The 22,533-nt window shown below is 60.1% G+C and carries 31 protein-coding genes; 9 read left to right on the top strand and 22 right to left on the bottom strand.

The features are described 5' to 3' along the window. Positions 1-120 precede the first annotated feature (120 nt). The 3 genes from B5M41_RS20730 (at position 121) to B5M41_RS20720 (ending at position 1,232) form a co-directional block, all read left to right on the top strand. A complete protein-coding gene (locus B5M41_RS20730) occupies positions 121-777 on the top strand; it encodes an SOS response-associated peptidase (protein WP_134650922.1) in 657 nt (218 codons plus the stop codon). Then, the gene (locus B5M41_RS20725; protein ID WP_167719332.1) at positions 774-920 is read left to right on the top strand and encodes a hypothetical protein; all 147 of its coding nucleotides are present in this window, start codon (positions 774-776) and stop codon (positions 918-920) included. The genes B5M41_RS20730 and B5M41_RS20725 overlap by 4 nt, the downstream gene beginning before the upstream one ends. Positions 921-1,028: 108 nt before the next feature. After that, positions 1,029-1,232: a hypothetical protein gene (locus B5M41_RS20720; protein ID WP_134650921.1), complete on the top strand. Its 204-nt coding sequence runs from the start codon at positions 1,029-1,031 to the stop codon at positions 1,230-1,232. Between the two features lie 306 nt (positions 1,233-1,538). On the opposite strand, the gene B5M41_RS20715 is transcribed toward B5M41_RS20720, so the two are convergent. Continuing rightward, entirely contained in the window at positions 1,539-1,775 is a 237-nt protein-coding gene (locus B5M41_RS20715; RefSeq protein ID WP_134650920.1) for a hypothetical protein, read from the bottom strand. A gap of 302 nt (positions 1,776-2,077) precedes the next feature. Here B5M41_RS20715 and B5M41_RS20710 point away from each other — a divergent pair, with 302 nt between their 5' ends. Both B5M41_RS20710 and B5M41_RS20705 read left to right on the top strand, forming a co-directional pair. Further along, positions 2,078-2,302: a DUF982 domain-containing protein gene (locus B5M41_RS20710; protein ID WP_167719329.1), complete on the top strand. Its 225-nt coding sequence runs from the start codon at positions 2,078-2,080 to the stop codon at positions 2,300-2,302. Positions 2,303-2,405: 103 nt separating this feature from the next. Further along, entirely contained in the window at positions 2,406-3,050 is a 645-nt protein-coding gene (locus tag B5M41_RS20705; RefSeq protein WP_134650918.1) for an outer membrane protein, read from the top strand. Positions 3,051-3,094: 44 nt separating this feature from the next. On the opposite strand, the gene B5M41_RS20700 is transcribed toward B5M41_RS20705, so the two are convergent. Genes B5M41_RS20700 through B5M41_RS20685 form a run of 4 tightly spaced genes read right to left on the bottom strand, consistent with a single transcriptional unit; the run spans position 3,095 to position 4,929 of the window. Next, positions 3,095-3,511, bottom strand: coding sequence for a hypothetical protein (locus tag B5M41_RS20700; protein ID WP_230640260.1), 417 nt, complete (start codon positions 3,509-3,511; stop codon positions 3,095-3,097). A 14-nt stretch (positions 3,512-3,525) separates the two neighbouring features. Further along, entirely contained in the window at positions 3,526-3,750 is a 225-nt protein-coding gene (locus tag B5M41_RS20695; protein ID WP_134650962.1) for a hypothetical protein, read from the bottom strand. Next, positions 3,653-3,895, bottom strand: coding sequence for a hypothetical protein (locus B5M41_RS20690; RefSeq protein WP_134650916.1), 243 nt, complete (start codon positions 3,893-3,895; stop codon positions 3,653-3,655). The genes B5M41_RS20695 and B5M41_RS20690 overlap by 98 nt, the downstream gene beginning before the upstream one ends. Further along, positions 3,892-4,929 (bottom strand): glycoside hydrolase family 19 protein, encoded by a 1,038-nt coding sequence (locus B5M41_RS20685; protein ID WP_230640258.1) that lies wholly within the window; start codon positions 4,927-4,929, stop codon positions 3,892-3,894. The genes B5M41_RS20690 and B5M41_RS20685 overlap by 4 nt, the downstream gene beginning before the upstream one ends. A 108-nt stretch (positions 4,930-5,037) precedes the next feature. Between B5M41_RS20685 and B5M41_RS20680 the strand changes: the two genes are divergently transcribed. Next, the gene (locus B5M41_RS20680) at positions 5,038-5,277 is read left to right on the top strand and encodes a hypothetical protein (protein WP_134650915.1); all 240 of its coding nucleotides are present in this window, start codon (positions 5,038-5,040) and stop codon (positions 5,275-5,277) included. On the opposite strand, the gene B5M41_RS20675 is transcribed toward B5M41_RS20680, so the two are convergent. From B5M41_RS20675 to B5M41_RS20640, 8 genes are read right to left on the bottom strand one after another with little or no spacing between them, the layout of a single operon-like run. Further along, positions 5,274-5,603, bottom strand: a complete 330-nt coding sequence (locus B5M41_RS20675) for a hypothetical protein (RefSeq protein WP_134650914.1) — start codon at positions 5,601-5,603, stop codon at positions 5,274-5,276. The genes B5M41_RS20680 and B5M41_RS20675 overlap by 4 nt on opposite strands. Before the next feature lie 3 nt (positions 5,604-5,606). Continuing rightward, the gene (locus tag B5M41_RS20670) at positions 5,607-7,517 is read right to left on the bottom strand and encodes a hypothetical protein (protein ID WP_134650913.1); all 1,911 of its coding nucleotides are present in this window, start codon (positions 7,515-7,517) and stop codon (positions 5,607-5,609) included. A 30-nt stretch (positions 7,518-7,547) separates the two neighbouring features. Beyond that, a complete protein-coding gene (locus B5M41_RS20665; protein ID WP_134650912.1) occupies positions 7,548-9,113 on the bottom strand; it encodes a hypothetical protein in 1,566 nt (521 codons plus the stop codon). Continuing rightward, positions 9,110-11,539, bottom strand: coding sequence for a phage tail protein (locus B5M41_RS20660; protein ID WP_134650911.1), 2,430 nt, complete (start codon positions 11,537-11,539; stop codon positions 9,110-9,112). The genes B5M41_RS20665 and B5M41_RS20660 overlap by 4 nt, the downstream gene beginning before the upstream one ends. Then, a complete protein-coding gene (locus B5M41_RS20655) occupies positions 11,539-11,943 on the bottom strand; it encodes a DUF6950 family protein (protein WP_134650910.1) in 405 nt (134 codons plus the stop codon). The genes B5M41_RS20660 and B5M41_RS20655 overlap by 1 nt, the downstream gene beginning before the upstream one ends. 5 nt (positions 11,944-11,948) lie before the next feature. Next, positions 11,949-12,599: a DUF2163 domain-containing protein gene (locus B5M41_RS20650; protein WP_230640256.1), complete on the bottom strand. Its 651-nt coding sequence runs from the start codon at positions 12,597-12,599 to the stop codon at positions 11,949-11,951. Further along, positions 12,599-13,216, bottom strand: coding sequence for a hypothetical protein (locus tag B5M41_RS20645; RefSeq protein WP_134650909.1), 618 nt, complete (start codon positions 13,214-13,216; stop codon positions 12,599-12,601). The genes B5M41_RS20650 and B5M41_RS20645 overlap by 1 nt, the downstream gene beginning before the upstream one ends. Next, positions 13,216-15,456, bottom strand: coding sequence for a phage tail length tape measure family protein (locus tag B5M41_RS20640; protein WP_230640254.1), 2,241 nt, complete (start codon positions 15,454-15,456; stop codon positions 13,216-13,218). Before B5M41_RS20640 ends, B5M41_RS20645 begins: the two co-directional genes overlap by 1 nt. Before the next feature lie 593 nt (positions 15,457-16,049). Here B5M41_RS20640 and B5M41_RS20635 point away from each other — a divergent pair. Beyond that, positions 16,050-16,658 (top strand): outer membrane protein, encoded by a 609-nt coding sequence (locus tag B5M41_RS20635; protein WP_134650908.1) that lies wholly within the window; start codon positions 16,050-16,052, stop codon positions 16,656-16,658. 12 nt (positions 16,659-16,670) lie between these two features. Here B5M41_RS20635 and B5M41_RS20630 read toward each other — a convergent pair whose 3' ends face one another. Genes B5M41_RS20630 through B5M41_RS20620 form a run of 3 tightly spaced genes read right to left on the bottom strand, consistent with a single transcriptional unit; the run spans position 16,671 to position 17,865 of the window. Further along, positions 16,671-16,904, bottom strand: a complete 234-nt coding sequence (locus tag B5M41_RS20630) for a hypothetical protein (RefSeq protein WP_134650907.1) — start codon at positions 16,902-16,904, stop codon at positions 16,671-16,673. Beyond that, the gene (locus B5M41_RS20625; protein ID WP_134650906.1) at positions 16,904-17,122 is read right to left on the bottom strand and encodes a hypothetical protein; all 219 of its coding nucleotides are present in this window, start codon (positions 17,120-17,122) and stop codon (positions 16,904-16,906) included. The genes B5M41_RS20630 and B5M41_RS20625 overlap by 1 nt, the downstream gene beginning before the upstream one ends. Positions 17,123-17,136: 14 nt before the next feature. Then, positions 17,137-17,865, bottom strand: coding sequence for a Rha family transcriptional regulator (locus B5M41_RS20620; protein WP_134650905.1), 729 nt, complete (start codon positions 17,863-17,865; stop codon positions 17,137-17,139). Positions 17,866-18,212: 347 nt separating this feature from the next. On the opposite strand from B5M41_RS20620, the gene B5M41_RS20615 reads away from it, so the two are divergent. Beyond that, the gene (locus B5M41_RS20615) at positions 18,213-18,587 is read left to right on the top strand and encodes an Arc family DNA-binding protein (protein WP_134650904.1); all 375 of its coding nucleotides are present in this window, start codon (positions 18,213-18,215) and stop codon (positions 18,585-18,587) included. A gap of 2 nt (positions 18,588-18,589) precedes the next feature. After that, positions 18,590-19,015 carry a type II toxin-antitoxin system PemK/MazF family toxin gene (locus tag B5M41_RS20610; protein WP_167719327.1) on the top strand — a complete coding sequence of 142 codons (426 nt, stop codon included), beginning with the start codon at positions 18,590-18,592 and terminating at the stop codon, positions 19,013-19,015. A gap of 136 nt (positions 19,016-19,151) precedes the next feature. Here B5M41_RS20610 and B5M41_RS20605 read toward each other — a convergent pair whose 3' ends face one another. The 6 genes from B5M41_RS20605 to B5M41_RS20580 form a co-directional block, all read right to left on the bottom strand. After that, positions 19,152-19,433 (bottom strand): phage tail assembly chaperone, encoded by a 282-nt coding sequence (locus B5M41_RS20605; RefSeq protein WP_134650902.1) that lies wholly within the window; start codon positions 19,431-19,433, stop codon positions 19,152-19,154. Positions 19,434-19,525: 92 nt separating this feature from the next. Continuing rightward, positions 19,526-19,912 carry a hypothetical protein gene (locus B5M41_RS20600; RefSeq protein WP_134650901.1) on the bottom strand — a complete coding sequence of 129 codons (387 nt, stop codon included), beginning with the start codon at positions 19,910-19,912 and terminating at the stop codon, positions 19,526-19,528. An 8-nt stretch (positions 19,913-19,920) separates the two neighbouring features. Next, positions 19,921-20,409 carry a hypothetical protein gene (locus B5M41_RS20595; protein WP_134650900.1) on the bottom strand — a complete coding sequence of 163 codons (489 nt, stop codon included), beginning with the start codon at positions 20,407-20,409 and terminating at the stop codon, positions 19,921-19,923. A 15-nt stretch (positions 20,410-20,424) separates the two neighbouring features. Beyond that, positions 20,425-20,850 (bottom strand): phage tail terminator-like protein, encoded by a 426-nt coding sequence (locus B5M41_RS20590; RefSeq protein WP_134650899.1) that lies wholly within the window; start codon positions 20,848-20,850, stop codon positions 20,425-20,427. Positions 20,851-21,035: 185 nt separating this feature from the next. Beyond that, complete coding sequence (locus B5M41_RS20585; protein WP_134650897.1) at positions 21,036-21,482, bottom strand: HK97 gp10 family phage protein; 447 nt, start codon at positions 21,480-21,482, stop codon at positions 21,036-21,038. Beyond that, positions 21,482-22,531, bottom strand: coding sequence for a head morphogenesis protein (locus B5M41_RS20580; protein WP_134650896.1), 1,050 nt, complete (start codon positions 22,529-22,531; stop codon positions 21,482-21,484). The genes B5M41_RS20585 and B5M41_RS20580 overlap by 1 nt, the downstream gene beginning before the upstream one ends. Between the last annotated feature and the right edge of the window lie 2 nt (positions 22,532-22,533).

The raw sequence follows: 22,533 nt of genomic DNA, 5'->3' as shown, positions 1-22,533 counted from the left end.
AGGAACCAATGCTGCGCGAAATCGGGTTCTGGGCCGTCATGCTGTTTTTTCTGGTATGCGCTGGAATGAGCTTGGTGGTTGGGATCGTCCGACTGTTCGGCCTCCTACTAGGAGAGTAGCATGTGCAATCTCTACAATGTCCGCACGAACCAGGAAGCCCTCCGCGAAATCACGCGAGTGATGCACGACAGACTCGGGAACCTGGAGCCTTCGCTTGATGTCTTCCCCGATTCTCCCGCCCCCGTTGTCCGAGAGGGAAAAGATGGCCGGGAGTTGGTCGCGCTGACATGGGGCATGCCCGAGCCCTTCGCCGTAAGCCAGGGAAAGCCGGAAAGAGGCGTAATGAACATCCGCAATACGACCTCGCCGCACTGGCGCCGGTGGCTTGGCCCCAACAATCGCTGCCTCGTGCCTTGGACGACGTTCTGCGAGTGGGAGGACACCAGGCCAAAGAAGACCAAGCGCTGGTTTGCCATCAACGAGGAGCGGCCGCTGGCGTTCTTCGCTGGCATCTGGACGACATGGAATGGTGAGCGTGGCTCGCAGAAGAACCCGCGTCCGGGCGAACACGAGCTTTTTGCCTTCCTCACGACGGACGCAAACAGCGTCGTGAAGCCGATCCACCCCAAGGCAATGCCCGTGATCCTCACGACCGAAGAAGAACGCGATGTCTGGATGCGGGCGCCTTGGGACGAAGCAAAGGCTTTGCAACGGCCCATCCCCGACGACGGGCTTATCCTGTTACCGGTCGAGCTCGAGCAGCCGAGCTTCCTGTGACGACGATCTACGCCATTTCAGCCGTCGGCGTCGTGGTGGCGCTTCTCGCCTGGAAGACACAAGCGATGTGGGCGATGTTTGCCGCCTCAGCCATCAATGCCGCGGTAGTGTGGTTCGTGCTCACGGCGTACCTTGGGCTATGACCGCCGATTCGACCGAAGTACTCGCCAAAGCCGTGCAGATTGTCGCCACCAGAAGTTGCGCATCCATAAAATAGTCGGTATATGCGGTACATCCATATGGAGGCAGTCATGTCCAGTGCAAACGACAATGCCGATACGGAACTGTTCAAAGCGGCGATGGCCTTGGTTCGTAAAAATTTCTCCGACGGTAAAACCGCCGCGGAGACAAAAGAAGAATTTGAACGACTCTACAGGGCGAAAATGCCGGCGCATCCTAACTCGGATTTGCAGGGCGATGATCCAGCCGAGCACAAACCTAAATCGCCCGCTTAAGGTATCCCGTCACGTTCAGACACCTTGAAAGAGAGCCGCGCGATCGAGGGAAATACGTTTGACGCGCGGACGACTTAATGGAATTTTGTTGACAACACTTCTCAGGTTCTGGACGTCGAGGTCAGACGATGCCGCATCGGACGAAAAAGGAAGCTCAAACGCGACTGGCGCTTGGCGTTGCTCGCGTCTCAGCCCTTCAGGGAGATGATGCGAGAGCGTCACTTGAGAAGTTGAAAGAACATCTCGAAGTCGTTGACGCCCTCGAAAATTCGTGTGGCAGCGAGCTGCCGAAACAGGATTCCGACGTCACTTCCGATGACGCTGCATCTTCATAGGGTTCGCACGAAGGTCAGTGGCATGAAGCTGCGCCATCTCGATGAGGTGCGCGAGCAACCAGTCGCATTCCATCGCCTTATCCCTTAGCTCACGAAGCATTGTCTCCGTGTATGCGACGTTTTCCTCGGGGGTCGGATCCGGCCTGCGAACAACGGGCCTCTTATCAACGAGAGCTTTCACGCGCAATTTCACAACCGCATTATCCATGAGAACATCTCCTCCAAGACGATTACTGCAACTTTACGTTACGCCATATCTAGAGTTGATCAATCCCAATTAATGATAGGTTAACAGTTACACGCAAATATATGTGTTGCAACGCAATACAACCTATTGACGTAACGGAAGCTCGCTCTCGCTACGGCACTCGACTGAGCTGCGTGCCCACCCGCTTATTCACTTTATCGTATGAGCAGAGGCGGCGGAACAACTACCTCGCACTACCGTTTCGCGACCACGACTAGTCTCGCGTAAGGTGCAGTATGGAAACGGGTCGATGGGAAGAGCCGGTGACGTTTGAGACCGCCAAACTCGGTCAGTACAGGACGATATCAAGCACGGCGGAGGCCGCGCACATCCTCCTCTCACAATGGCCGAACGCCACTGGCAAGGCTTATGCTGAAGCTTGCGACGTCTGCCTCGCCGTGTTGGGAGGCCGGGAACCGCCAGATGCAGCGCGCCAGGCCTTTCTTTTGGCCGCCGATGAGGCCGACGTATTCATCCGCAATGGGTGAACTCGAATTCATTTGCGAGAACAACTGTTGCGTGCCGGCTACAGCAAAGATGCCTCTCTGAGAGTAACAATAGATCAACACACTCCAACCTGGGGCTCGACCGATGCGTAACGTTTTGCTTTCGACAGTTGCATTCTCTCTTATCGCGTTGACCGCTCACGCAGCTGACATGGCGGCCCCGATGACCTCTCCAGAAGCTGACTATGCCATGCCGTTTCAGTGGTCCGGCGCGTATGTTGGCGCCGATATCGGTCATGGCTGGCTGAATGGTGATTTCAGTGCGCTCGGCACTACCGTGAGCGAAAATTTCAACGGCGCAACGCTTGGCGGCTTTGTCGGCTACAACTGGCAGTTCTCGAACGGCTTCGTAACCGGCATCGAGGGTGATGTCTCCTATAATTGGAATGACCAAGAATTCGCAGGCGTAGAAGCTGGCACAGAGTGGGGCGGCTCGGTGCGGGGCCGCGTCGGCTTCGCGATTGATCGCGCCCTCGTCTATGGCGCCGGCGGCTGGACAGCGACACGCGGATTCGTCAAGGACGTTCCGACCGGCGAGAAGTTTACCAAGACGTTCAGCGGATGGACCCTTGGCGCGGGCGTCGAGTACGCTGTTACCGACAATGTCTTTGTCCGCGGCGAGTATCGCTACAATCACTTCGGCGATAAGGACATCGACGTCGGCCCTGGCATCATTAATGTCGATCTCGACCAGAGCGTCGTAAAGTTGGGCTTGGGTGTGAAATTCTAAGTCTCGCACGCCGCTCATTGATAACCCCGCTTCGGCGGGGTTTTTCATTCCCTCTCGGCGCCACGTCGCTGCCCGGCCTCCAGCCTCTGCAAGATTTCTCGAATGACCTTGATATCCCCGGACTGCGCCGACACGAGCGATTGCAAATCCTTGATCGCCGCTGATGTGGTCGCCGTGGTCTGCTCGGCCGCCGCGATGCGATAGGTCAGGTTATCGATCTTCCTAACTTCGCTTTCGATCGAGCGAAAGCGCTCCTCGGTGCGCCCTTCGACGCTCTTCACCTCGGCCAGGCGCTCCTTGTGATACTGCTCGTGCCCCATGCGCCAGCGTTGAAGCTCTTCCACGTCCCGCGTCGTATTGGCCCAGACATAGATGCCCGTCGCCAGCAAAGTCGCGAGGCTGACGAGTTGCAGGAGTGTATTGAGGTTCCATTCAAGCTTCGGCGCTCTGGATATGCCCATGGTCTTATCCTCCATCACTGCCCCGCTTCACCATGCCGCCGGCATTCGCCTACGCTCCACACCCCGCCGGCGCAAAGGCCTACAACGGTGCGATCGATCTTGCGTTGATCCGCCGGCGTCGCGCCACGGGCGCCGACGAGGTCAGTCCCCACGACGCGGCGCAGGCCCGTCGCATCGGCCGGCGCCGAAGTTCCACAACCCGCCGCCGTCAAGGCACCGGTCATAAGCGCTCCGAGCATCGTCAGCCGCGTTCCGTGCGTCATTGTTCTGCCTTTCGATGGAGGTGCGCACGCTATCGGCGCCCTGGTTGCGGATCTCGGCATAGAGCCAGATGAGGGCGCCGGCCGTCGCCGCGCCAAGGATGGTCTTCGGCCAGTCGATCACGAGCCGACCTCAGCCTTGATCTGTCGGACGGCGGCAATGATCTGGCTGCGCAGCAGGAGGAAGAGCAGGAGCACGACGACGAGAACCACGCCGCCGGCGAGGATGGCCTGCCAATCCATTCCCGACAGCCAGCCAAGGCCGATGGTGCCAAGACCGCCGCCGCCCGTCAGCCAGGTCAGCCAGTTCGACTTTTCCTTGACCTTCTCCTCGACGGATTCGGGGACAACGGGCTTGTCGACTTCGACCGGCACGCCGACCTCGACCTCTTCCACGACTGGGGCCGTGGCGACGTCATCGGACAGGCGATGTGCGGCAGTCTGCTTGAGGAGCGCCTTATGCAGAGCGGCGCGGGTCAGTGGGCCCGACGTGCCGGAACGGTCCTTGAGGCCGGCGTCGGCCTGGAAGCGCGGCATTTCGTTCACGGCATAGCCGAGCAGCGCCAGTGCCACCCGATCATAGTAGCGGAGCCGGTCGTCGTAGCCGTTCAGCCCGCCGTTGATCTTCTGCGTGATGTTCTCAATATCGCCCCGGTCGGCAAGACGGTTCAGGCTCTTCTTGTCGGGGTTGCCCTCGTCCCAATACCAGATCGGCGAAAGCCCCTCCCAATGGTCGGTTGTGAGCTTGTCCGGTGCGCTCTCGAAGTTCGGCGCGGCGGCATCGATCTTTTTGGCCCACTTGGTGAAGGCGCGGTAGTTGTTGCGGCCCGTGACCTGAATCGGCCCACGTCCACGGAAGCGGGAGCCGTCGCCCTTCTGGACGTTGCCGAGATCCTTGCGGCCCTCGTAGCGCTTCTGTGCCGGCGTCGGGCCCCAGATCTCGCGATCGTACTTGAAGCCGCCGCTCTCGTGCATGAGCTGCGCGAGGAACTGCGCGAGACGATGCGGCTGGAGAAGGCCGAAGCGCTCGCCGTACTGGTTGAGAGCATCGATCACGCTCTGCGCATTGGCGCGCTGGGCATTTGTGAAGGCTCGGCCGTAAGCTCGCTCCAGCAGAGCAAGCGAAAGCGCCGCGCCTTTCGGTACGGTTCTGTCCATGGGGATGTCCTCTTTTTGGTAAGTTGTGCGCCCTCCGCTAGCGACCTTGAAGCGAGAGAGCGTTATGCATTGCTCTTCATCTTCCATTGCAAGCGAAGAGGTCTGCACATGTTTTTCACGAAAGTTGCGAAAGTAGTCGCGATATTGGGCCTAGTTGCAGGAGGTGCCAGGTTTCTAACGGCTATGCTCGTAGCGATGGAAATTTCGCCAGCGGGGGCGATTCCGCGTTATCTGGGGAAAGGCACCGCGGCTGAACATATCGACCGAGGCCTCTACGTGATGTTTGTTTGCATCATTGTCGGCCTTTTGGCCGAAATCAGTGAAGGCGTTCGCCGTCCGCGTGATTAAATCAGCGCCGCAGATTGCCAGAAACCATCCATATAGGTCGGCGTGAGCCCCTGCATGACAGCGAAATAGTCGACGAACCAGTTTGCCCGCATGAACGATGTCGCCCCGGCCAGAAGCATTCGAGCCTGCCACTCGATATCCTCGTCGAGGATCGCCGACACCAGGACATCGAAGGCTCCCGGCAGCGTACCGACGGTTATCGCCGCCAGCGCCTCTTCTTTTGTGATCATCTCGCGGTTTGCGAGTTCCTGAAAAAACTGGCGCCGGGAAATCTCCGGCGGCACGTAGCCTTCGGCGACGACGTTACCCCATGTTTTCGGTGCCATGTCTCAGCTCCACTGCATGACGACGCCGGATACGGCGATCGGCTTGTTGTTCTGGGTTCTCACGCGCCATTGCATCGCGGTCCCCGATGGCTGCGCGGAGATGTCGATGTTCTGCGCCTCAAACATGTCGATCCCCAAGAAGGACGAGGCCAAGGCGAGATTGGCCGTCGTCCAGGTGATGCCGCCGTCGCGCGAGATGTCCGCCAGCAGATCGACATTGATCGTCGGTGCACCTGATGCGATCTGCAACGACAGGCGGCCCTTGGTTGGCGCAACCTGCGCCGTATAGGACACCGATTTGAGGCTCATGTTCGTCGGCAGGTACGATGCGCGCATCGGGCGGGCGCCCGAACTGTCTTCCGTCCAACCTGATGTCGCGGGTCCAACGGGAGCATCCCCTGCCAGATATGCGCGAGCTGCCGACCGCGTGAGGATCGTCTGTCCCGCAATCTGAACGGCACCCACATGAAACGTGCCGGATGCGGGAACATCAAATGGCACCGGCAGGAGGAAGTCGAACCAGCCACCGCCCGGGTGCGCAAAGGTGTGAGACTGAAGGACTGTGTAGTTCGTCGCGGAATTCCGCTGCACGATCTTGACGGTTACGTCGTTTGCGACGTTCGTCTGGACGCCGATGGACACCATTTTCTCGCCGTTCCGCAGGGCGAATACGCGCGATATCAAGGTGAAGAGCGACGCGCCCGTCGTGGAACTGCCGTTGCCATCGGTCTGCGCAGCCGGCGCCACTGGCATGTACCAGTCATTCGCCGCATCATACGCAGCATTGACCGACCCGACGGTATCCACGCCCGTCTCGTCATCAAACGCATCGGCAACTCCGCCGATCATGCCAAGCCTGCTTCCCTTCAGGTCTGCGATCTCAAGCGCCAAAAGGGCTTCGTTGCGGGTGTTGCCACCGGACGTGAAGCGAGGATCATCGCCGGCCGCGACCGTGCCGGCAGTTGACCCGACGTTCATAGCGGCCGCGGCGCCGAGGGTCGGCTTGCCGGAGAGATCGGCATAAGCACCGCTGAATGGTATCGGGCCTTCCCGAAGTAGCTTTCCGGACGTCCCGTCGAAGACCGCAGGCCGTCCATTGAGCGCGCCGGCCGGGCCGACGACATCACCGGTTCCCGTCCCGTCGAGGCCCTTGGCGGCCACAAGCTCCCAGAAGGCATTCGATGTCGCCGGCAGGACCGGCGGCGCGTTGCCGAGCGTGTCCTGAAGCGCGATCCATGTCGAGCCGTTATCGCGAACGCCATCGCGCTCAAGATAGGACGTGCCGGCATTATACGCCCCACGCCAGCGAAGCCCCGTCAGGCCGGCCGGGATCGTGAAGGCCAGATTGTATGGACCAGATCCCGTAACAATCAAGGAAGCCGGCGTGCCCGGTGCCCCGGTCGCGATGGGTGAGAATGAAAGAGAAGGTGGCTGACCTTCTGGACCAACGCCGTAAGCAAACGGCCCAGCCCAATCCCCCTCGGCATTGGAAGCCTTCACCCAGAGCCACGCGTTCGGATCGTCGAATTCGAGGAAACTGAAATGCCTTGGCCGGGTATCGTATGTGTCGCGATCGGCAAGCACGCCGGAAACATCGAACTTCCAGATTGTGCCCGCCTCGATCTCGGCGCGCAGCTGCGCGAACACCTCTGCATTCTTCGCAATCTGCTGGTCGTAGGTCGTGGCGACGCGCAGCACGTATTCATAGACGCCCGTCTCGCCGGTCCAGACGAGCGCAGCGGTAATCTGCGTATCGCTGTCGATCGTCTCAATGGGCAGCGGGTTGCCGGGCGCCTGGACGAAGATCTCGCCGCCCTTGAGCAGTGCGATGGCCCATGCCGTATCGATGCCCGTAACCACGGCGCTGCCGGCCGTCAGGGACACGGTCCCCGCCGAGTAATGGAGTGCTGTCATGTGGAGGGGTTCCCCTAGCTAGGTTGGCCGTCAGGCCGGAATGCCAAGAATGTAGTAGCGGATGCCAACCACCGGGTTGGTGTCGTACAGGACATCCGGGTTTCGGTTGGCGTACTGAGTGGCGGTGAAGTACTCCAGCCGCAGCGGCTGCCCCCGGTAGGTCCTGAAAACCGCCTGACTCTGCGTCAGAGTGCACCAAGTGGCGTTGCCGCAGATGTTGCCCTCCCACGACGCCCCATTGCGAACGGCGCATCGAGAGAAGAACGGCACCCTTGCGCGAGCGCTCCAGCTCTCCACATTGCCGGCCCCGATATTCTGCCCGAAAGACCCGGCTCCATGAACCGTGGTGTACTTCACCATCGGGAAGCAGCCGGCCGCATTGAAGTTGACGGTGTGTGTCAGAATGCCGGTCCCGACAGGGATATAGCCCTCCGCCAGGATCTGGATGCATGGCCAACGGCTATCGACGACGATATCGGCAAACCTTGGCGGGTCTGCCGCTCCCGGCCGCAACAGTTGCACGACGTTTTCCCCGTTCTCCTCGAATTGACGGAGCACGTCATTGTTGCCGCTACTGACAGCCTGGGTGCTGTTGGCATAGATGACGAAGCGCGCGCGGCAGGCGGAGTTCGGATTGTTGAAGCGTATAAGACTCCCCTGAAACCAGTACTCCGCGCCGAACAACTGGTCCGTCGTGCCTGTCGGGTTCATGGGATAGGCGATCGTCGAGCCGGAGTAGAAGTGAACGTCGGCCTGCGCATTCGGCGGGATCGTCACGCCGATATCGTAGTTCGTCACCCCAACCGGGCAGGCGATATCCCCTGATCCGATGATCTTCGTCGGGCTTCGCGCGGAATCAAACGCCAGCTGCGACGGCCTCGTTATATTGTTCAGGTCAAAGCCGGGCTTAGCGACGCGCGCGCCGGCGTTGTCGATCTGGATAACCGTCGCGTCGGCGATCGGCACGACGGGCGCCCCGTCGGTTATCGGCACATTGTTTCCGGGCAGATCCCAAAGAGACAGATTGTAGTAGAAGGATTCGCCGTCCGGCGTGTCGTCATCGTTCCTGAACGTGCTGTTGATCACCGTGCCGGACGATATGGAACCGGTGGACGACGGATAGTAAACCGTCATCCCGGTTCCCCAGCCGAAAAGGGTCTCGGCGGGTTGATACCACACACCGTTTCGTCGCGCGCCACTCAGCTCGGGACCGTAGATAAGTCGCTGGAGCTGCCCCGACACGAACCGGTCATTGGTAATTCGTCGAGCCTTTATGTCGACGAGGGGGATGGCGTAGTTCAGATCCGGGAAGTGGCCAGACCGGAAGTACGTTTGCTGTGTGTCGGCCTTCGCGCTCGTGTTGCGGATGGCATATTTCGTGTAATTGCTGAGCCCCGCTCCGGATGGGTAGAAGGTTGTGGAACCAACCTGCGGAATAAGGTCGATACCTGCAATCTTGTAATCCTTCGCCCATTTCGAATTGTAGAGGAAGGACCCGACATTGCCGTCGGGCTCGTTTGCTGGATCGATGTCGCCCTTGGTGATCTTCACGCAGGGCACGCCGGCATAGTCGAAGCCAATGAGCGTCTGGGTCATGATTTGAAGATCAATCGTCCGTTGTTCAGATCGAAATCGACCTTGTTGTTCTGCGAAAGCAGGCGCCCGGACCGCACCAGGCCGATATTCGCGATCTGAAGCTTGAGTTCCCCGCCCTCGAACACGAGCGGCAGGAAGTTGCTGTTGAGGTCGCCGGGGTTGAGCACAACGAACCGGTCAGCCATGACAGCGAATTCCGACTGGATAACCCCGCCGGCGTCGACGATCTGGAGATAGAAGCCGGAATCATTCCAGACATCGCCTTCCGACACGCGCAGCTGCACCGAGAAGCGAGCGAGCGCGCCGGCCTGGTCGGCGGCGGCCGTGAAGCGAATACGACCTTGGGCGAAGCGGTCATCGACCGCCACAGTGACATCGGTGATCTGCTCGGCCAGCGCCTCAAGTTCGCCGGCGACGACGACAATCTGTTCGTCGAATGCTGCGCGATTGCGCCCAACTTCGACCGCCAGGCGCCGGCGCGCGCTTTCCGATACCGCGCCGTGAAGCTGCTGGTTGGTCAGGATCTGCTCAAGCAGCGGCCGGGTATCGTCAAGGCCCTGCTGGAGATCCTTGAACCGGTCGATGACATCTTTCTTCAGGTTGGAAAGGCCAACCTCAAGGTCGGCATTACCGCCGTCGATCGAGGTAATACTGATCCAGTCGACGAAACCGGGCGCCGGGCGGCCATCGACGATCACCCGATAGCGGAATTCGTATTCCGTCAGGCTCAGGATACCTTCCTGAATGAAAGCGATAAGCGAATCCGCCTGAACCGTGCGGGTGAAAATGTTCGTCGGCTCTGTCTTGATACGCCACTGGAATTCAATGGCCGTGACAGTTGGGTCCACGATCGTCGACCACGATATCCGAAACGCGGCATAGCTGCGGCCGTCCGCGCCGATGGCCTTCACCGGAATGACGGCATAGTCCGGCAGCTCGTTGGCATATTCCGGCTCACCGGGCGGGAACGGGATCTCGGGCGGCAGGACACCGACGCTGTCATAGATCGCGCCGTTGCGCTCGACGAGCGAGAGGACGACGTTGCGCGGGCCGTCGCTGGTCAGCGCCTTGATGGAGCGGCTGGCGACCATGTAAACGCGGTCGCCATAGCGCGCCGAGTTCCACCGGATCCAGTCGCCGGCCTTGATCGTCTGGAAACGAGGCCGCACGACAATCTCTGCCGTCGCCTCGTACCGGTTCTCCTTGTAGTAGATCGCCGCCAGTTGGTTGGCCTGCGCCTTGTAGGGCACGGTCGGGAAGTCGAGCTTGAAATCCCGCGTTCGCCGATCGAGCCCGACCTGTGACGAATTCGTCTGCGTGTCGTAGCCGACCGGAGACCACATATTCGCCGGTTCCGGATAGGTGCCCTGAACCGAGTTCACAATATCGGCCTGCGACTTGAACTTCTGGAAGCGCACCGGCTCGGTGCTGATCAGATCCTCGTCGGTGATCGTCTCGATGATAGGCTGGTCCGTGCCGATCAGCGGCCAGGAGCCGTCCACGCTGTCAACGACTATACCGCCGCAAGACTGCATGACAGCATCGATGTTGTCGCCGTGCTCTAGATCCGCATCGAAGATGACCGAGCAGCGGTAGCGTTTGCCGTAGCTCGTCGTCTCGTCGCAGATATTGGCCGCGATGGCATAGCGATCAACGGGCAGATCGACCGGCGACATGCCCATGCCGAGGAACATATCGCCGTTGATCGCGAAGCCCCGGCGATAATTGTAATCCATCACGACTGGGTTTTCGGTCCACTCGTAGGTCGCGTAATTGCCCCACCGATGCGGGCCGACGCCGCCGGCGGTGGAATCCTTTCGGAAGTCGTAGAGGCGCGCACCGCGGATCTCGAAGAAGAACTGCGGCGGCTGGGCAAGACGCTCCTGATCATAGGTCAGGTAGGCGACGATGTAGCAGATGCCCGTGCCGACATGGCTCGCAGTCCAACGGCCGAATGGGTTCGAGCCGCTGATCAAGGTCGCGTCGGCCGCCGACTGCGTACCGTCATAGAACCGGAAGGCCAACAACCCGGCATAATCGCCGCTGTTCACTGTGTAATAGCCGCCGCCCTGGTGCGTCAGCGGAAGGAGCTTTCCGCCGGCCCAGATGCGCGAGAGGCCGTCGCATGGGAAGTCCGAGAAGGCATAGACCTGCTGCAGGCGCTTATTCGCATCGCCATAGGAGTTGGCGTAGCAGTCGTGACCGGCCATCCCAACGAGGCCGCAGGCAACCTGCCGTGAGACATTCTCGCCATACTGAAGCTCGAACTGGACGCCGCCGGCCTGCCGTTCCGCCTTCTTCGCGCGGTTCTTCTGGAGCTTGGCACTGATCAACTGGAGGCCGATGCCAAGCACCAGCTTTCCGACAATGCCGAGGCCGCCGAAGAACGACCCGATGGCGCCAATGACTGGAGCGAGAAAACCCATTATTCCACCCGGAATGCTGCGAGCACAGCGGTCGGCGGCAGGAAGACGATTTCCTGCGTGCCGCGTGTCATGAAGCCGACGGCCGTGAAAACGCCGCCGGAGATCTCACCATTGTTGTCGTAGACGCCGATATCGCCGCGCTGGGCCATCAACACGGGGATCTCGGCAAAGCGAGCCGCGAAGGCATCGCGAACGGTTTCGAAGCCACGTTTGCGCAGTTGCTTGCCGGCGCCGGCCGGCGTCTTGTAGCGGCGGGCGGCCGCGCCATGCATCGTCTTGCCAGTCACGGCCTCAACTGCGTCGTCGGCGATGATATAGCAGTCGGAAAGACCGTACTGCGCAGGCAATGCCTGATGATTCGCCACAACCCTGTTGAGGCGGTTCAACCAGTCTGGATGTCGCATGATGCCTACCTGTTCAATCCAAGGAAGCCGAGTACGCCAGCGCCTAACGTCTTCGCGCGATTGGGCGAAGGCTGCGCGCTGGAAGGCCCGGCACGGCCCCAGATCAATTCCACACGGCCTGCCGTCGCTGCATGTTCAAAGAACCTGTCGCCGGGATCGCGGCGCTTCTGATCAGCGATCGACCGATAGCGGCCGTTCTTCCGGCTGTAGTCGAGCTGCCGGCCCTCGCACGCCGCCTCAATATAGGCGCCGCCGTCCGGCCCAAAATAGTGCGGGACCGTGTCGACATAGCCGCGCGCGACGGTCTCGACCTGAAGCAGGGCACCCGTATCCGGATGGAAGTGCGCATCCATCACGCGCACCGGCCGATCGCGATAGTCTTCGTTCTCGATCTCGGTCAGCATCTCCGGCGTGAGACCGAAGTCTCTGCTTTCCGCCAGGCGCAGCGTGAAGTTGCCATCCGCCGAGGTCCCGAGCCCTCCGCCGAGGTCCGAAACCTCGATCAGGCCGAACGGCTGATAGGTCAGGCCAGCATAGGTCATGGCGTCCTTGTCGGCGATAAAGCCATATGTGCCCGTGCCGAATTCCAGCCGGATCATCTGCCGCGTGGAGATCCGGCCGGCGTCGTAGAGGTCTTTGACGTCATTCGAGAGCATCAGGCGCTCTCCACCAGCTTGAAGGACACCGTGTAGAACCGCCCGTTGCGGGGCGCCTGAAAGCTGTCCGGCACGGGACGCATCAGAATGGCCGGCTTGGCGAAGCGCACCACGGCGCCGACCTGTGCAACCGTGGCGAATGGCGGCGGCTCGACAGTAATCGTGCGCGTCGTAACGGAGCCTGAGGCTTCCGTGACCCGGCCGACGTAGTAGCGGCCGGACCGCTCGAGGCCGATACGATCGCCGGGCGCCAGCACAAGGCCGGCGTCGACACTGTTCACCGACAAGACATTGCCATCGGCAACGCTCACGAGACTGCCCGGATCGTCGGCCGGGGCATTGTTCTCACGATGCGCAACCGGGTACCCTTTGTGCGGTTGGCGAAAGAGGACCGACCGGAGGCCGCCACGCAGGGAAAGCCACCACGCCTCGACCGCGGAATACTCGTCGTAATCCAGCGGGCGAGTTTCGAGGGTGACCTCCCATGCCGGTGCGGCGACCTGTGTGTAATTGATCAGGCCGCCGCCCGACGGCGAGGCAGTGACGCTGTCCCTCAGCATGAGGTCGCAGGTGACATACCCCACGTCAGGGATAGGCCGCGGAAAGGTGATTGCCATCAGAGGCCCCGCCGCTTCTGCGCATTCTGCACTGTCGAAACGATCTGGTTCGGAAGATCCGCCTTGAGTGAGGCCAACTGCCGTTCTACTCGCGCCAGGCCCGCCGCGTCCGCGCCAGTGGCGTCGATCTTGATCTCGACCGGAGCGCTGACGCTGATCCCCTGCCCGCTGCGACCGTTGTCGTTCACCCCGCGCAGCTGATGGTTCGGGATGACCTTCTCACCGCCCTTGAAGCGGACGAGTTCCGGCCCTTCCTCACCGACCATGGCCAGACCGGCACGTGCCGAGGCTGTGCCGTCCGCATAGAGGCCGATACCACCGGCAGACGCGATACCGAACTGCGAGCTCCCGCCGAACAATCCGCCGAAGATGGTTCCGAGAAGACCACCACTTCCGCCGCCAGCGTTGCCGACCTTGAAGATGGCGTCCATCACGTCGCCAAGCAGTTTGTCGGTGATGCGATCGAGGACGTTGAGCGCTGCATTGCCGAACGACTTCCAGAAGCCCTCGCCATTTTTCAGGCCATTGCGGAGGTCATTGACGAAGCCGAGCGCTGTGGACTTCGCGAACTCCATCGCCTCTTTAGCCTTTTTCGTCGCAATCTCTGTAACTGCCATCTGGCCTGCCAGGCTATTCAGTTCGACACGCTGCTTTGCTGTAAGGGTAATGCCCTTTTGCTGCGCCTCATTCAGAAGGTCGGTCTCATACCGCAGCGACAGAGACGCTTGCTCCGTCATGCCCAGCGCGAGTTCTTCAGCCTTGAGCGAGGCTAGCCGACGGTTGGCGCCGTCCACGATGTCAGAGTACTTCTCGGCGTCCGTTTTGCCGCCGGACTTCTTATTTTTTTCGTCAACGGTGGTCATCCATTTGGCAAGTTCCTGTAGCTTACCGGATGCTGCCGAAGCACCGCGGGCGATGCCTTCACCAAACTCGCCGACCCGGTCTTGCCCCATGATCCGCTCGATGTTGGCGTTCCTGTCGGTGAGAGCTCCACCCAATTTCGAAGAGAAAGGGTCGTCCAAGGCGAAATCGCTCGCACTGAAGGTACCAGCCAAAGCGGGAATCTGAATACCAGACGGGAGGACAGAATTGATCTTGGCGTGGAAGCTATCGAGGAGTTCGAACCCTCTCTGCACCAGCCCGACCATTGCACGAATAGCTGCGTTTGCCGCACCTACCGCCGCAGCCCCTATGATGTTCGGGAACTGACTCCAAAGGAATTTGAGATCCTCAAACGCTGCTTCGAAACTATTAATGACGAAATTCGCGGCGTTCTTGACGTCCGCGACGATATCACGGCCGAAAATCTGCGTGATCTCATCACGAAAGATGTTCATTGCTGCCACAGCGGCGGTCACTCCAAGTACAAACGCACCGAGTGGGTTCGCTGCAGCAATGGCGATGCCCGCTGAGACTGCGGCGACGGCCATACGGCCGAGCAAGGCTATGACGTTCATGATACCTAGAATTATGCTTGGGGCATATAGGAGCGCCAGACCGGCAGCGGCGGTCGCTGCATACGGAGCAATCGTAACAAGCACGTTCGCGAGACCGCGCACAGCAGAAGCGCCGAGACTAGCCCAGTTCACCATCTGTAAACCGGCTGCGGCAAGCGCCGTCAGGGCTATTGATGCGAGTGAAACGGGAGACAGCAAAGACTTGAAAGCGGTAGCGAAAACAGCAGTCGCCTTCGCCCCACCCTCCATAGCAGCTTCCATTTGCCCTGCGATCTGCGTACCCTGCTGAAGAGCGATCAACATCGGGTTCATACCGCCGGCTGCTGTAACACCGACGTCTTGAAACTGCGCAGCCAAGCCCGACATGCTGCCGCCCATGCGTTTCACATTGTTATTCGCCGCCATCGACGCTTGTGCGGCCTTCATCGCTGCATTGGCCTCGACCTGCTGCGCTTTGGCCACGGCATACGACGCATTCACGCGGTCATGATCTGCCTTGGCGGCCAGCGTTGCGGCCTTCGCCTTGTTATATGAGGCGCGAGCCGCATCAATGTCAGCTCTTGTCGCAGTCTCGGATGCCTTGGCAGCGGCGAGCGTTGCCGACGCCTGGCCCTGGGCGGCCCGTGCTGCCGAGAGCGCGGCGGCGGAAGCGTTCCGCATGTCGGATAGCCCAGCAACTGCGCGCTGAGCCACGCGCGCGGCGTTTGTCAGTCGCGTCAATTCGCCCGCCGCCTGCCCTACACCGTTGCTGGAAACCTCAATACCAAGTCGTGCGACGTCCATTTGCGTTTCCTTCGGCAAAGGTTATCGTCCTCTCGTCTTGCAACGGAGGATGGAAATGCGTTTCGCTATAATCGCGTCAGTCTTGCTCGCAGCGTCAGCGTCAAGCGCTCAGGAGCTTAAGGAAGGATGGGGAGTTCAGTTTCGACAGGATACGTTCGACAAGACCGTGTTCCCTGTCGCTATGATGTCGGAGAACGGGGACGGGTTCGATAAGGCCCTGTTCGCTGTAGCCTGTGGTAACGGCGGCTCGTTAGTTTCATTCTTCCAGATCGGACGAATGTCGTTCGATAATTCTGCCAAAGCTCAGTTCCGAACGGCTGATGGCACAGAAGAAGTGACGTTTTCCTCAGGTCCTGTCCCCAACATGGGCAACCGGCTTGCTGCCTCCTCTGAGGAGACAGCTAAGCTTATCGCAGTTTTCGAGGCCGCCGGAGGTAATGACGTTCCATTCCGGGTGGAAGGAAAGCAGGGGTCCTTTAGTTCAGTGGCGGCCGCGGAGACCTTTGCAATCATGCGGCAAGCGTGCCCGAAGTAGCGAGACTCGACTCCCGCAGAAATTGATTCCATGATGCCCCTAGGAGTTGGGGGACTTCATGAAAGCACTTATCTCAGTAGTCGCTGCGCTGGTCGCATCGCCGGCCTTTGCCGACGGCGCATATATTGGCGGCTTCGGAAGCTTCGGCTCATATCAGGCGTTGGGCTGGCGAGGCGGTCCTAATCCACAGCGATCATCAACAATGCTTGGTGGTTTCGCTGGGTATGGTTTTCAAGCTGGCGGCTTGATAATCAGCCCTGAGGCACGGCTTCACGTCGGGACAAATCGTCAGACTCAGTATGATGAAAATATTCCGGGCTTTTTCGGGATACGACCAGCGATATATCACTACACATTGAAGGAAAATCTGGGGGCGTCGGCGGGTGTAAACGTTGGTGCACCGCTGGGACGCTTTACGCCATACGTTGGGGCATCGATCGGGAGATCGAAATTCAAGTTCAATTCAATTTACACCAATTCCGGCGGCTACCAACTTTTGCTCGAAGACCGATACAGCTTCACCAACTATTCAGTCCGATTGGGGACCGAGTATAATATCGACAGCTATTTCTTGCGCGCGGAAATACAACACCGGTGGTTCCGGACGGGTGGATGGGACCCCATTCACAAGACCGAGGCCAACATTGGCCTCGGTGTCCGCTTCTAATCACTTCGTTCGCTACAGCGTGTAGTAGGTGTGAACCGCCCTCTCCTGCCGTCGCTTCGGCTGGATTGAGACCATGTCGTATTCCGCGACTTCATCCATGAGCGAGGCGATCTGCCACGAAAGCCGCTTGATTACCTCGCGCGGATCTTCGACCGGCGGCCCCATCGTAAGGTCGGGTGCCATGGCAGCGCCGTGACCGGCGACAGCGACGGCCAAACCGCCCTTGAGAACTGTGCGCCTGTTCATCACGCTACCTCCGGCGCCGGGGCCGCGGGTTTTCGATGGCGACGGCCGGGATGCGGTATGATGACAACCATCTCCGTCTGGTATTCGTGGCTGATATCGACCTTCCATTCGTCGCCGTGGATGTCCTGCATAAGTTTCGCAAGCAGGTCGGCGACACGCTCAATGCGCTTCCTTGCGGCGTCAGCGGATGCCGCGGCTTTGATGAGAGTGGGGTGCATAGCCTTGCCTCCCCTCAGTGCAGCGGGCGCTCAAGAAGCTCGGCGAGCTTCACGAGACCCTTGGCCGTGACGAGGACGCGAGGGGCAACGCGCTCCCTGCCCTCATTGTCCATGTACAGGTGATCCTCATGCTCCAGATAGCCGGCATGGCGAATTGTATCGTAGGCCAGCCAGTTCTTGTTGCCGGCGCGCTTGTAAATCCACCGTCGGCTGGACATGAACTGAAACAGATGGTCCCGCTTGACGTCGAGCGTCTTGGCCGCGTCCGTGATGCACATGCTGCCTTTGGCACCTTCGAGCCGGTCCAGCCTTTTCAGTCGACCACCCTGCTCCGCGATGATCTCGTCCTTCTTGGCGACCTCGCCCTGTAGGTGCCCGATGACTCCGAGAACGACGCGGGGGTCGGAGAAATCGAGGGCCTTGGGTGTCGCCCCTTCCTCCAGTTCCATCCAACGGTCGATGATGCGAGCGCGAAGCTCGACACTGTATCCCGAAACGAGGATCAGGCACTCCCGCTTCGGAAGGTGAATGCAGGGACGCGTTTCACCATTTCCTCCATCATAGACGCCCCCAAATTTGGGGAGGTCTTCTTCGCCATGGAGATCGAGCAGCATCTTGCGCGCATCCCGCATAACGTGATCGTGGCGCTTTCCCGTGAGTTCCGCCACTTCGCGGCTGGACATGGTTAGCGAGCCAGAGAGTGGAACGGTAACGATTTGCGTGGTATTCAGATGCTCATTCATATCGGAACGACCTTTCCGGTGTGATTAACGCCTGCCTTGCCGGGCAGGTTGTTGATGTTGACGGCGGGGATTGCCGACCAAAGCTATTTCCCCGCCGTCGCTTCCTGGCTCTTCCGAAGAGCCTGAATTATCAGCGTATTTTGAGAAGCGCTCTCACGCTTCGCCTTCTTTTCCAGCCAGAGCTTCAAATCCGCTGGTATGCGGAGCGTCAGCTTGGGCATCTCGTCGCTCGGGTACATCTCACTCCTTCCATGGGTGCAACTTGCACGCATGAAAAGTAGGGTCAAATCGACTTGATGTCAACTTGCATCCATTGATTTTCTGCGTGCAAGTCGCATTCATCGCCTATGACTGAGAAAAAGTACCCGAGCCAACTTGCCGAGCGATTTCAAATCCGCCTGCCCGACGGACTGCGTGATCGGATCAGGGCTTCAGCAGCTACCAACAACCGAAGCATGAACGCGGAAATCGTGAATGCACTGGAGTTCGCTTTTCCCGAACCACCGAAGATCGAAGAGACCATTGCAGATATAAAACGCTATGCTGAGGGCATGAGGCACTTCAAGGGGCCGGCGATGCTAAATGCACTTGCCGATAGCCTGGATCAGTTGATGCTAGATATCTCTCGCGACCCGTCGATAGACGAAGACACAAGACAGAAAGCGAGGAAGTTCGCTGAGGATTACGGCAAATTCACCCGCTTCGTGCCGCCTGAGGACTGACCTTGCCTCTGCAGTATCCTCCCAAGGTCGGCACAGTTGTGATCTGCGACTACACCACAGGTTTCAAAGCACCAGAGATGGTCAAGGAACGGTTGGCGTTGGTCGTCTCACCTCGGCTTCCGTATCGCGACAAACTCTGCACAATTGTCCCGCTCAGCACGAGCCCGGCGAAGTCCGGAATCAAATATCAGTGCCGAATCGAACTGCCCATGGAAGCACCCTCACCGTATCAAGGGACCTTCAAATGGGCCAAGGCCGATATGTTCGCGACGGTCTGCTTTGATCGACTGAGCTTGCCGTACACTGGTCGAGATGCCTCTGGAAAGAGAAAATACTTGCAAATCATCGTCGTAGAGGAAGAGCTTAAGAAAGTGAAAACTTCCTTGCTTCATGCTCTCGGTCTAGACCACTTGACGGACCATCTTTAAGGGACCATATCAAGCGTGCTTGCGCTACCGGGAGACCGGGGAGCGCCTCAAGTCCACCCTCGGGTGGCGAGCCATCTATCGCGATAACAAGCCCAGTTGGCTGACAGCCCCACCTCCCGAGGTGGGGTTTCGCGTTTTAAGGCCGCTTGTTTGCGCCCCGCTGCGCTGCCCGCTCCTTCGACAGCGCCCCGAGATATCCGTCATCCATAGAGAGGATGACAGCCACCTCTTCCCGCAGAATTATTTCTCCAGTCATCTCCGACCATGCCTTGATTTCCGGGTAGGTTAGCGCCAGCGGGCCGTCCATGCCCTGCATACGCCGCCCAGAGAGGTGCCAGAACCAATCCCAGAGGTGTTCGCCCTCTTCCGGGATATCCGGCTCCTGAATGAGCGCCTCTTGGCCGAAGCGCTCATACATTTCTCGTTTGGAGACGACGTCCTTGCCTTCCCGGCCACGATCAAGCTCGTATCCGGGCGTATCGAATTCGACCGTGACGGCGACGGCGAGCTTTAGGCGCTCGCCGAGCTGGCGAAAAAAGCTGCTTCGTCTCCGAGAGCCTGGTCGATCTGTTTGGCGATGGCCGGGACGGCGAGGAGCTTACGCTTGTTTGCGTCGGTGCATGCCGGCTTCTTGTCGCCGCCGAGATTGGCATCACCTGAGAAGGTCCACGAGACGATTGCCGCCGAGAGCAGCGCAGCGGTGTTGTCATCGATCTTCTCAGCCGACACGGCGTTGCGACCGGATTTCAGCGCACGGTTCTTGATGCTGCGCTCGACCGCCTTCACCTCGTCGCTCTCAAGGCTGCGCAACTCGACCGTGACCCCAAGCGGTTCGCCCGTCGCCGGGTGCTTGAGGTCAACGGTCAACGTGTTCGGCTGAAGTGTCAGAAGGTCCATGGATCACCTTACGGGGTTTCGACGGGCGCGATGAAGAGCGGACGCTGATCGGTGAACGCCACCGTGTAGCTCTCGCGAATGAAATCATCCGTGGAACCGCCGAGCAGCTGGGGGCCGGACACCGGGCCGGCGGCGTACATGATCGTGTTCGACCAGTCTTCAGTCGGCGCATCGGCATACTCGATCTTGATGGCGTAGTAGAACTTCGTAGCCGCCGCGGCGCGAATGGCGATCTGGCCCGGATCGTCGAAGATGCGCGCGACCTCGATCGACAGCTCTCCGGCATCCTCGACGCCCTTGGCTTTCGAGGTCACTTCGGTATCGAGCGTGTTGTACGACACGATATTCGGCGCCGAACCATAGTCGCCCAAGTTCCCGACCGAGCCGATGGGCGTGAAGGTCAGGGCAGCAAAGGCCGCCGCGTTGAGGGGAAGCGTGACGGCGGTCGTGCTGATCGACACGGTTGCGCCCGCGAGGGTCGTCTTCAAGCCTGCCATGGTGGTGTCCTTTCCTTAAGCGAAGGCGTGATAGCGAACCGTGACAGGCACCTGCACACGGTCAGTTTCTTGGAGGGGCGATGCTGCATAGGGCGTGCGATCGATCACGACCTTGAGCCCGCCCTTGTGCAGCGTTGTGCCCTTGGCGAAGTGGTTGATGATGCGGCTGGCGGCCTCCAGCGGCTTGATGTGGCCGACGCCCTTCTTCCAATAGACAGACACCTGCAGGATTCCGCGGTGCTGCTCCTGCCCTGCCCCAAGCTCGGTGTTCGTCGTGTCGTTCGGCAGGAATGACGCCTGGAGGTAGTTGTCGGGCTTGGCCTGGCCGGCGGCCGGGAAGTCGATACCCGGCATCGCGATCTGCAAGGCCGGCGTGAATGTCAGCTTGCCGAGATGATCCAGCAGCGCGGCAAGGATCGTTGCGTCGGTGCCTTGCGCCATGTATCAATCCTTCATGTCCGAAAAGCCGCCGCTATCAGATGCAGAGGTCTACGACCTGCTCCACAGGCTATGGCTGCACGCGGCTACCGAGAAAGGCGCCACTGAGTTTGGCGAAAACACCTTGAAAACCGTCCGCGTCTCGATCTTCGCGCTTCAGGCGGCGATGGTGATGAAATCGGAAGGTCTCACAGGCCAAATGCCTTCCGAACCTTCTCTGCGTTCCGATTGACGATCTGCTGCCAGTTCATGGCGGCGAGACGCACGAAACCGTCGGCTGGCTGGCCGTTGGCGCCGTATTCGCGGTGCGCCGCATACGAGGCCGTGTAGCCGAAGTAAAGCGTGTCATCGAGTGAGGCTCCGGCAATAACCGCCTCAACCTGCCCGAAGTCGAAGGCATAGCTACTGCCCTCCGCTGGCCGGGCGCTGGGATTGATACCCGGCATCGCTGATGTACTGGCCATGAGCGATGCCCAGAGAAAGCCCGTGTCATACCGCATGCGCCCGCCTTCAGAGCGCAAGGTTTGCATATCGTTCACAACGTCGGCGGCACTCTGGTTTCTAACCGCTTCCACAGCCTCCGGCACCTTCTCGGCCCAGCCGGCGACGGCGGCGGCAAAAGAAAGCGTTGCCATCAGGCGGCTCGGGCGCGGTACCGGCGCAGGCCGGCGGCGATGTAGTCGATTTCGTAGCTCATGCGGCACTTGCACCCGATCTTGTGCCGCGCCGGCGCCTTTGGGTCGTGCGGATGCATGAGCGCAGTGCCATCGGCGGCGATGAACGGCTGATCCAGCGGCACGCCTTCGGCCTTGTAGCGGGCGGCCATCTCAATGTGCTGCAAGCGTGGGTGTTCGGAGCCGGAATGCAGCCAGTGCTTGGTGACCTCCTGCGCGGCGATCTTGCCCGCCTGGATCTGCTGGCGGATTGCGTTGTCGCGGACCGAGAACAGCGCTGTGCGGGTCTCCTCAAGGGCAATGGTCTGGCCGCGCAGGAGAAGGTTGCGGTCGGACAGCCGGCCGATCATCTTCGCCACCATGTCGGCCGGTACCGGCTTGCCCTCGCGAATGGCCTTGGCCACGGTTCGGTCATAACGCCGGTCTCTCGTCTTCAGATCGAGATAGCGGCGCATTCCCTCAACATCGCCGGCAAGCAGGCTTTCGCGCGCTCGGCTGATGAACTCCACCTGCCGGGACGTGAGCCCGATCAAGCCCCCTTCCCGCCGTCCGGTCACACGGCTGATGCGCCCGACGACCTCAAGCGCTGTCGCGGTCGGGTTCTGCCCGCGCGACAGGCCGCTTTCGAATGCGATGCGCAGCGCCTCGCGTTGATCCTCTGTGATCCGGGTCACAAGCTCCGACGACTGCGACCGAAGCAGCGCCTCGGCTTCAAGGTTGCGGACGCCGAACTGAAACAGAACCCGCGTGCCGTCCGGCGCGACCAGCTTCGGCAGGCTCTCGACCATGTTCACGCCGCCGGCGTTGAATGCCTCCTGCAAGGCTAGCTCCAGTGCGGCGAAGGCCTCCGGCTCGAACTGGATCGCCTGCACGGCGCCATAGATGTCGCCACGCTCCAAGCGCTCGACAACCGTCTTGAGCACGATGCCCGACTTGATCGCCTCGATGCACTCGCGAAATGCCGCCGCAAGCCGTGGCTCGTAGCGCTCAAGCAGTTCGTCAAATGTCATGC

The sequence above is a fragment of the Shinella sumterensis genome (assembly GCF_004514425.2).
In the GTDB taxonomy this organism is placed as follows: Bacteria; Pseudomonadota; Alphaproteobacteria; order Rhizobiales; family Rhizobiaceae; genus Shinella; species Shinella sumterensis.
The sequence above is the reverse complement of the archived record's forward strand: the minus strand, read 5'-3'. Positions and strand labels throughout refer to the sequence as shown.